Here is a 6,586-nt window from a genome sequence, read left to right on the forward strand (position 1 = left end):
TTTCGGATTGACTGAATCCCACGAAGCTCGATGATTGATATTTTTAACAACAAAGGTGTTGCATCATGTCGGTACCCCCGCGTGCCGTTCAGCTTAACGAAGCGAACGCGTTCCTTAAGGAACATCCTGAGGTTCTGTACGTTGACCTTCTGATTGCAGATATGAATGGTGTGGTGCGCGGTAAGCGCATAGAACGCACCAGCCTCCATAAGGTTTACGAGAAAGGCATTAACTTGCCGGCCTCTTTATTTGCCTTGGATATCAATGGCTCAACGGTGGAAAGCACCGGCTTGGGTCTGGATATCGGTGATGCTGACCGAATCTGTTATCCGATCCCTGGCACCCTGTGCAATGAACCATGGCAAAAGCGCCCAACCGCGCAACTGCTGATGACCATGCACGAAATCGAAGGCGAACCCTTCTTTGCCGACCCCCGCGAAGTACTGCGTCAGGTCGTCAGCAAGTTCGATGAAATGGGCCTGACTATCTGCGCCGCATTCGAACTTGAGTTCTACCTGATCGATCAGGAGAACGTGAACGGTCGTCCACAACCTCCGCGCTCGCCGATTTCCGGCAAACGCCCTCATTCGACTCAGGTTTACCTGATCGATGACCTGGACGAATACGTCGACTGCCTCCAGGACGTTCTGGAAGGTGCCAAGGAACAAGGCATCCCGGCTGACGCCATCGTCAAGGAAAGTGCCCCGGCGCAGTTCGAAGTGAACCTGCACCACGTTGCCGACCCGATCAAGGCATGCGACTACGCGGTACTGCTCAAGCGTCTGATCAAGAACATCGCTTACGACCACGAAATGGATTCGACCTTTATGGCCAAACCCTATCCGGGTCAGGCGGGTAATGGTCTTCACGTCCACATCTCGATCCTTGATCGCGATGGCAAAAACATCTTCACCAGTGAGGATCCCGAGCAGAACGCCGCATTACGTCACGCGATCGGCGGTGTGCTCGAGACCCTACCGGCATCAATGGCGTTCTTGTGCCCGAACGTTAACTCCTATCGTCGTTTCGGCGCACAGTTCTACGTGCCGAACTCGCCGTGCTGGGGCCTGGACAACCGGACGGTCGCGTTGCGCGTTCCGACCGGCGCTCCCGATGCCGTGCGTATCGAACACCGCGTAGCCGGTGCCGATGCCAACCCGTACTTGCTGCTGGCCTCTGTGCTGGCGGGCGTGCACCACGGCTTGACCAACAAGATCGAGCCAGGCGCCCCGGTAGAAGGCAACTCCTACGAGCAGAACGAACAAAGCCTGCCCAACAACTTGCGTGATGCCCTGCGCGAGCTGGACGACAGTGAAATCATGGCGCGCTATATCGACCCGAAATACATCGATATCTTCGTCGCCTGTAAGGAAAGTGAGCTGGAAGAGTTCGAACACTCCATCTCCGACCTCGAATACAACTGGTACCTGCACACCGTCTAACGCTGTGCAATAAAAAGAACGCCGTCAGCCGCAAGGTTGGCGGCGTTTTTTTGTGGCCGCTGCCCTGCAACCCGTACAATGGCCGCAGCCCAAAACAGGAAATCACCCATGACGCGACCCGCCGCGCCCCGCAAACCCCGCGCACGCAGCCAGGCCCGGATCGACTCGATTCTCGATGCCGCCCGCACGCTGCTTGCCGCCGAGGGGGTGGCCAGTCTGTCGATCTACAGCGTTGCCGAACGCGCGCAAATACCACCGTCTTCGGTCTATCACTTCTTTGCTGGCGTCCCGGCCCTGCTCGAAGCCTTGACCGCAGACGTCCACGCCGCCTTCCGCGCCTGCCTGCAAGCGCCCATAGAGCACGAACAACTGACGAGCTGGCGTGACCTGTCACGACTGGTCGAGCAGCGGATGCTGAGTATCTACAGCGCCGATGCCGCCGCCCGCCAACTGATCCTCGCGCAACACGGCCTGACCGAAGTCACCCAGGCCGACCGGCAGCACGATATCGAGCTCGGCAATCTGATGCACGCGCTGTTCGCCCGGCACTTCCAGCTCCCTGCCCTGCCGGACGATGTCGACGTGTTTGCGCTGGCGATGGAACTCGGCGACCGGGTTTACGCCCGTTCGGTGCAGCTCCACGACCAAATCACCCCGCGCATGGCCGAAGAAGGCATGCGGGTGTTCGATGCGTACCTGGGATTGTATTTACCGCCGTATCTGCTCAAACGTGTCCTCTGATAGACACGATCCCCTGTAGGAGCAGGCTTGCCTGCGAATAGCTTCACCTAAAAAACCCCGAAGGGCTTTGGCCGTCCGGGGTTGTCTGCAACGCATCGATTACAACTTGGCGATCGACACCTCAGTGGATTTGACGAAGGCGATCACTTCGCTGCCAACCACCAGTTCCAACTCTTTGACCGAGCGGGTAGTGATCACGGAAGTGACGACACCCGACGCTGTTTGTACGTCGATTTCCGACAACACCGGGCCTTCGAGGATTTCTTTGATGGTGCCTTTGAACTGGTTGCGGACGTTGATAGCTTTAATAGTCATGATGTTTTTCCTGTAGGAGTTAGGGTTTCAAACGGTATCGGTACGAATCGGTTATTGGGCCCAACGCAACTGCGTGGGCAACGGTGAAACAGGTTCCGGTTCAGGCGGCGAGCCGGGTATCTGCAGCACCCGGTTCAGTACCTGAGTTTCCAGCGCGGCCAGGCGATGCGAGCCGCGTACTCTTGGACGAGGCAGGTCTATCAGCACGTCGAGGCCGACCTGGCCCTCTTCGATCAGGATCACCCGATCAGCAATGGCCACGGCTTCGCTGACGTCGTGGGTGACCAGCAGAACGGTGAAGCCATGCTTTTGCCAAAGCCGTTCGATCAGTTGCTGCATCTCGATGCGGGTCAGTGCGTCCAGCGCGCCGAGCGGCTCATCGAGCAGCAGCAGACGCGGTTGGTGGATCAGTGCCCGAGCCAGGGCCACGCGCTGCTTTTGCCCGCCGGACAAGGCTGCCGGCCATTCATCGGCGCGCTCCGCCAGGCCCACGGCATCCAGTGCTTCCAAAGCGCGTGGGCGCCAGTTGCCCTCCAAGCCAAGACCCACGTTATCGATGACTTTTTTCCAGGGCAGCAACCGCGCTTCCTGAAACATCAAACGGGTGTCCTCCAATGCATCACTGAGCGGTGCCGACCCCGCCAGCAGTTCACCGCCCGTTGGCTTATCAAGACCGGCCAACAGACGCAGCAAGGTGCTTTTGCCACAACCGCTGCGACCGACCACCGCGACGAATTGCCCCGCCGGGATATGCAGATCGATATCGCGCAGTACCTCGCGCTGACCGAAGGTTTTGCGCAGCTTGCGTACCGCCAGCGGAATACCGCGCAGCAGGTGAGGCGGCTGTTGCTGTTTAAGACTGCTCATACCGCACCGCCTTTTGCTGTTTGATACGCCGGATGCCAGCGCAGCCAGACACGCTCCAGACCGCGCGCCGCAAGGTCAGCCAATTTGCCGAGCACCGCGTACAAAAGAATCGCCAGGACCACTACGTCGGTTTGCAGAAACTCCCGGGCATTCATTGCCAGATAACCGATCCCGGAACTGGCGGAGATGGTTTCAGCCACGATCAGGGTCAACCACATAAAGCCCAGAGCGAAGCGCACCCCCACCAGAATCGAGGGCAATGCGCCCGGCAAAATCACCTGCCTGAACAACGCGAAACCGGACAGGCCATAACTGCGCGCCATTTCCACCAGCGCCGGATCAACGTTGCGAATCCCGTGATAGGTGTTCAGGTAAATCGGAAACACGGTGCCCAACGCCACCAGAAAAATCTTCGCCGACTCATCAATGCCAAACCACAGGATCACCAGCGGAATCAGGGCCAGATGCGGCACGTTGCGAATCATCTGCACCGAGCTGTCAAGCAGGCGTTCACCCCATGTCGACAGGCCTGTGATAAAGCCCAGCGCCAGGCCGAGACCACCGCCAATGGCGAATCCGATCCCGGCACGCCAGCCACTGATTGCCAGGTGCGTCCAGATTTCGCCGCTGCGCACCAGGCTTATGCCTGCTTCGATGACTGCGCTCGGCGCTGGCAGGATGCGGGTCGAAAGCCAGCCCGCGCTGACCGAGAGTTGCCAGACCGCCAACAACAAGACTGGAAGTGCCCAAGGCGCCAGCCTGTGAATGATTTTTTGCGAAGCACTGAGGCTCATGGAGTTGTCTCCTCTAGGGGCCTATTGATTACTGAGCCGTGGCTACTTTGGCCGGGGGCGTCCAGATCACGTCTTTAATGCTCAGCGGCTTGGGAATCAACTTGAGCTGGTAAAAGGTGTCAGCGATTTTCTGCTGTGCCGCGACCACGTCAGGGCTGATGAACAGCGCCCCGTAGCCCTGGCGTTTAACGGCAGTGCGGGTGATGTCCGGCGACAGGCCGAGCAATGGCGCGACCTGTTGGGTCACTTCATCGGGGTTGGCCTTGGACCACTCGCCGACGGCGCGAACTTCCTCAACCAATGTCTGAATCACTTGCGGGTGCTTTTCAGCGTACGGCTTGGTTGCCAGATAGAACTGATGGTTGTCGACGATGCCGGTGCCATCACGCAGGGTGCGTGCTTGCAGTTGTTGCTCGGCGGCCGCCTGGTAGGGGTCCCAGATAACCCAGGCATCCACACTGCCGCGCTCGAACGCGGCACGCGCATCGGCCGGCGGCAAGAATACGGTCTGGATATCGCTGTACTTCAGGCCGGCATCTTCAAGCGCACGCACCAGCAGGTAATGCACGTTGGAGCCTTTGTTCAGTACAACTTTTTTGCCTTTGAGATCTTTTACCGACGTGATCGGTGAATCCTTGGGAACCAGGATTGCTTCACTGGTCGGGGCAGGCGGCTCATACGCGACATACAGCAGGTCGGCACCGGCCGCTTGGGCGAACACGGGCGGCGTCTCGCCGGTCACGCCGAAATCGATGGAGCCAACGTTCAGCCCTTCAAGCAATTGCGGGCCACCGGGAAATTCAGTCCATTGCACTTGCACGTTTTGCTCGGCGAGGCGCTTCTCCAACGTGCCTTTGGCCCTCAACAAAACCAACGTGCCGTACTTCTGATAACCGATGCGCAGGGTTTCTGCCTGGGCTTGAGTAATGGCGCCGAAGGTGACAGCCGCAGCAAACAGAGCGACCAAGCTTCGACGCAAAATGACAGTGCGCATGGCGCTCTCCTTTGCTGTAGCTATGAAGTTGCACCTGCTTGCCCGTTGGCGGGTGAGTAAGGTGGGGGTTAGCGATTTCGCTAAGTGGACAGACATTAACAGGTGTTTTTTATATCCATAAATCTTATTTATTCATTTGTTTATTCTTAAATTGCATATGAGATTTGAGCGCATGAAATCAGCACACCTGCACATCGCAGACGAAAAAAAGGGCCGATTCAACGGCCCTTTTTTGGTACATCACCTGTAGGAGCGTGCTTGCCCGCGATAGCAGCGTATCTGACACACCGCCATCGCAGGCAAGCGCGCGCCTACAAAGGATTCGCGGCGGATACAGATGTTCAGCGATTAGGTTGCGGCGTCAGACGCAGATAAGGCGTCACGGCTTTATAGCCTTTGGGGAAGCGTTTCTTGATTTCGTCCTCATCCTTGATCGACGGCACGATCACCACGTCATCGCCATCCTGCCAATTGGCCGGCGTTGCGACTTTGTAGTTATCGGTCAGTTGCAGTGAGTCGATGACCCGCAGAATTTCATGGAAATTGCGCCCGGTACTGGCGGGATAGGTGATGGTCAGACGAATTTTTTTGTTCGGATCGATCACGAACAGCGAACGCACAGTCAGGGTGTCGCTGGCATTGGGGTGGATCAGGTCGTACAAGTCCGAAACCTTGCGGTCGGCGTCGGCCAGGATGGGGAAATTAACGATCGTGTTCTGGGTGGTATTGATGTCATCGATCCACTTGATGTGGGAATCGACCGAGTCCACCGACAGCGCAATCGCTTTAACCCCGCGTTTGGCAAATTCATCCTTGAGCTTGGCAGTGAAACCCAGCTCAGTGGTGCACACCGGCGTGAAGTCGGCCGGGTGGGAAAACAACACACCCCAGCTGTTCCCAAGCCACTCATGGAAATGGATTTTTCCTTCGCTTGATTCCTGTTCGAAGTCGGGGGCGATGTCGCCAAGTCGTAGGCTCATGGTGCGGCTCCTGGGCTGAGTATGGTGTGCTCACTCTGCCTCTTCCCCGGATATTTTAAAAAGAATAAATATCAACTTATCTATGCTTTTTTGGAATATATGGATCTGCTCTTTATTCTGCTTAAACCAGACCTGAATGACGCCCTTCATTCAGCACATTGCTCATCTTGCGCCTTCACTGTATTTAAATTTTCACTCCGCTTTCACCATCCGTTTACTTTTGGACCTGCACAATTGCACCCGGTCACGACAGGCGCATGACGCTTATCCACAGGCGCTCCCCGTCCGACTTTCTTACATTCATCTGTTCGTTGCATAACGATCGCCGACGGTGCCGCAGGAGTGGTTTCATCATGGAGTACAGACTGTGGCTGACCCGGACCCGGCGTTCGGTTTATTCAAGTGCACTCGCTAAATACAAAACCGGGCTGGCCGCACTGCTTTGCATTGGCG

At 57.1% G+C, this 6,586-nt stretch carries 7 protein-coding genes; 2 read left to right on the forward strand and 5 right to left on the reverse strand.

All coding sequences use genetic code 11. The features are described 5' to 3' along the window. Positions 1-65 precede the first annotated feature (65 nt). Both K0F75_RS19685 and K0F75_RS19690 read left to right on the forward strand, forming a co-directional pair. Complete coding sequence (locus K0F75_RS19685; protein WP_219063643.1) at positions 66-1,442, forward strand: glutamine synthetase family protein; 1,377 nt, start codon at positions 66-68, stop codon at positions 1,440-1,442. 108 nt (positions 1,443-1,550) lie between these two features. Then, positions 1,551-2,183 carry a TetR/AcrR family transcriptional regulator gene (locus tag K0F75_RS19690; protein ID WP_219063644.1) on the forward strand — a complete coding sequence of 211 codons (633 nt, stop codon included), beginning with the start codon at positions 1,551-1,553 and terminating at the stop codon, positions 2,181-2,183. 99 nt (positions 2,184-2,282) lie between these two features. On the opposite strand, the gene K0F75_RS19695 is transcribed toward K0F75_RS19690, so the two are convergent. From K0F75_RS19695 to K0F75_RS19715, 5 genes are all read right to left on the reverse strand, one after another. Next, positions 2,283-2,498, reverse strand: a complete 216-nt coding sequence (locus K0F75_RS19695; protein ID WP_219063645.1) for a molybdopterin-binding protein — start codon at positions 2,496-2,498, stop codon at positions 2,283-2,285. Positions 2,499-2,549: 51 nt separating this feature from the next. Continuing rightward, complete coding sequence (gene ssuB, locus K0F75_RS19700; protein WP_219063646.1) at positions 2,550-3,365, reverse strand: aliphatic sulfonates ABC transporter ATP-binding protein; 816 nt, start codon at positions 3,363-3,365, stop codon at positions 2,550-2,552. Beyond that, positions 3,362-4,159, reverse strand: coding sequence for an aliphatic sulfonate ABC transporter permease SsuC (gene ssuC, locus K0F75_RS19705; RefSeq protein ID WP_219063647.1), 798 nt, complete (start codon positions 4,157-4,159; stop codon positions 3,362-3,364). The genes ssuB and ssuC overlap by 4 nt, the downstream gene beginning before the upstream one ends. A gap of 28 nt (positions 4,160-4,187) precedes the next feature. Beyond that, a complete protein-coding gene (locus tag K0F75_RS19710) occupies positions 4,188-5,153 on the reverse strand; it encodes a sulfonate ABC transporter substrate-binding protein (RefSeq protein WP_219063648.1) in 966 nt (321 codons plus the stop codon). A gap of 341 nt (positions 5,154-5,494) precedes the next feature. Continuing rightward, on the reverse strand, positions 5,495-6,133 hold the full coding sequence (locus tag K0F75_RS19715; RefSeq protein WP_219063649.1) for a peroxiredoxin: 639 nt from the start codon (positions 6,131-6,133) through the stop codon (positions 5,495-5,497). Between the last annotated feature and the right edge of the window lie 453 nt (positions 6,134-6,586).

The organism is Pseudomonas sp. UMAB-08 (genome assembly GCF_900095225.1).
In the GTDB taxonomy this organism is placed as follows: domain Bacteria; phylum Pseudomonadota; class Gammaproteobacteria; order Pseudomonadales; family Pseudomonadaceae; genus Aquipseudomonas.

Coding starts and splice junctions, on each gene's coding strand:
- K0F75_RS19685 (WP_219063643.1), top strand. CDS start 66: ATGTCGGTACCCCCGCGTGCCGTTCAGCTTAACGAAGCGAACGCGTTC.
- K0F75_RS19690 (WP_219063644.1), top strand. CDS start 1,551: ATGACGCGACCCGCCGCGCCCCGCAAACCCCGCGCACGCAGCCAGGCC.
- K0F75_RS19695 (WP_219063645.1), bottom strand. CDS start 2,498: ATGACTATTAAAGCTATCAACGTCCGCAACCAGTTCAAAGGCACCATC.
- ssuB (WP_219063646.1), bottom strand. CDS start 3,365: ATGAGCAGTCTTAAACAGCAACAGCCGCCTCACCTGCTGCGCGGTATT.
- ssuC (WP_219063647.1), bottom strand. CDS start 4,159: ATGAGCCTCAGTGCTTCGCAAAAAATCATTCACAGGCTGGCGCCTTGG.
- K0F75_RS19710 (WP_219063648.1), bottom strand. CDS start 5,153: ATGCGCACTGTCATTTTGCGTCGAAGCTTGGTCGCTCTGTTTGCTGCG.
- K0F75_RS19715 (WP_219063649.1), bottom strand. CDS start 6,133: ATGAGCCTACGACTTGGCGACATCGCCCCCGACTTCGAACAGGAATCA.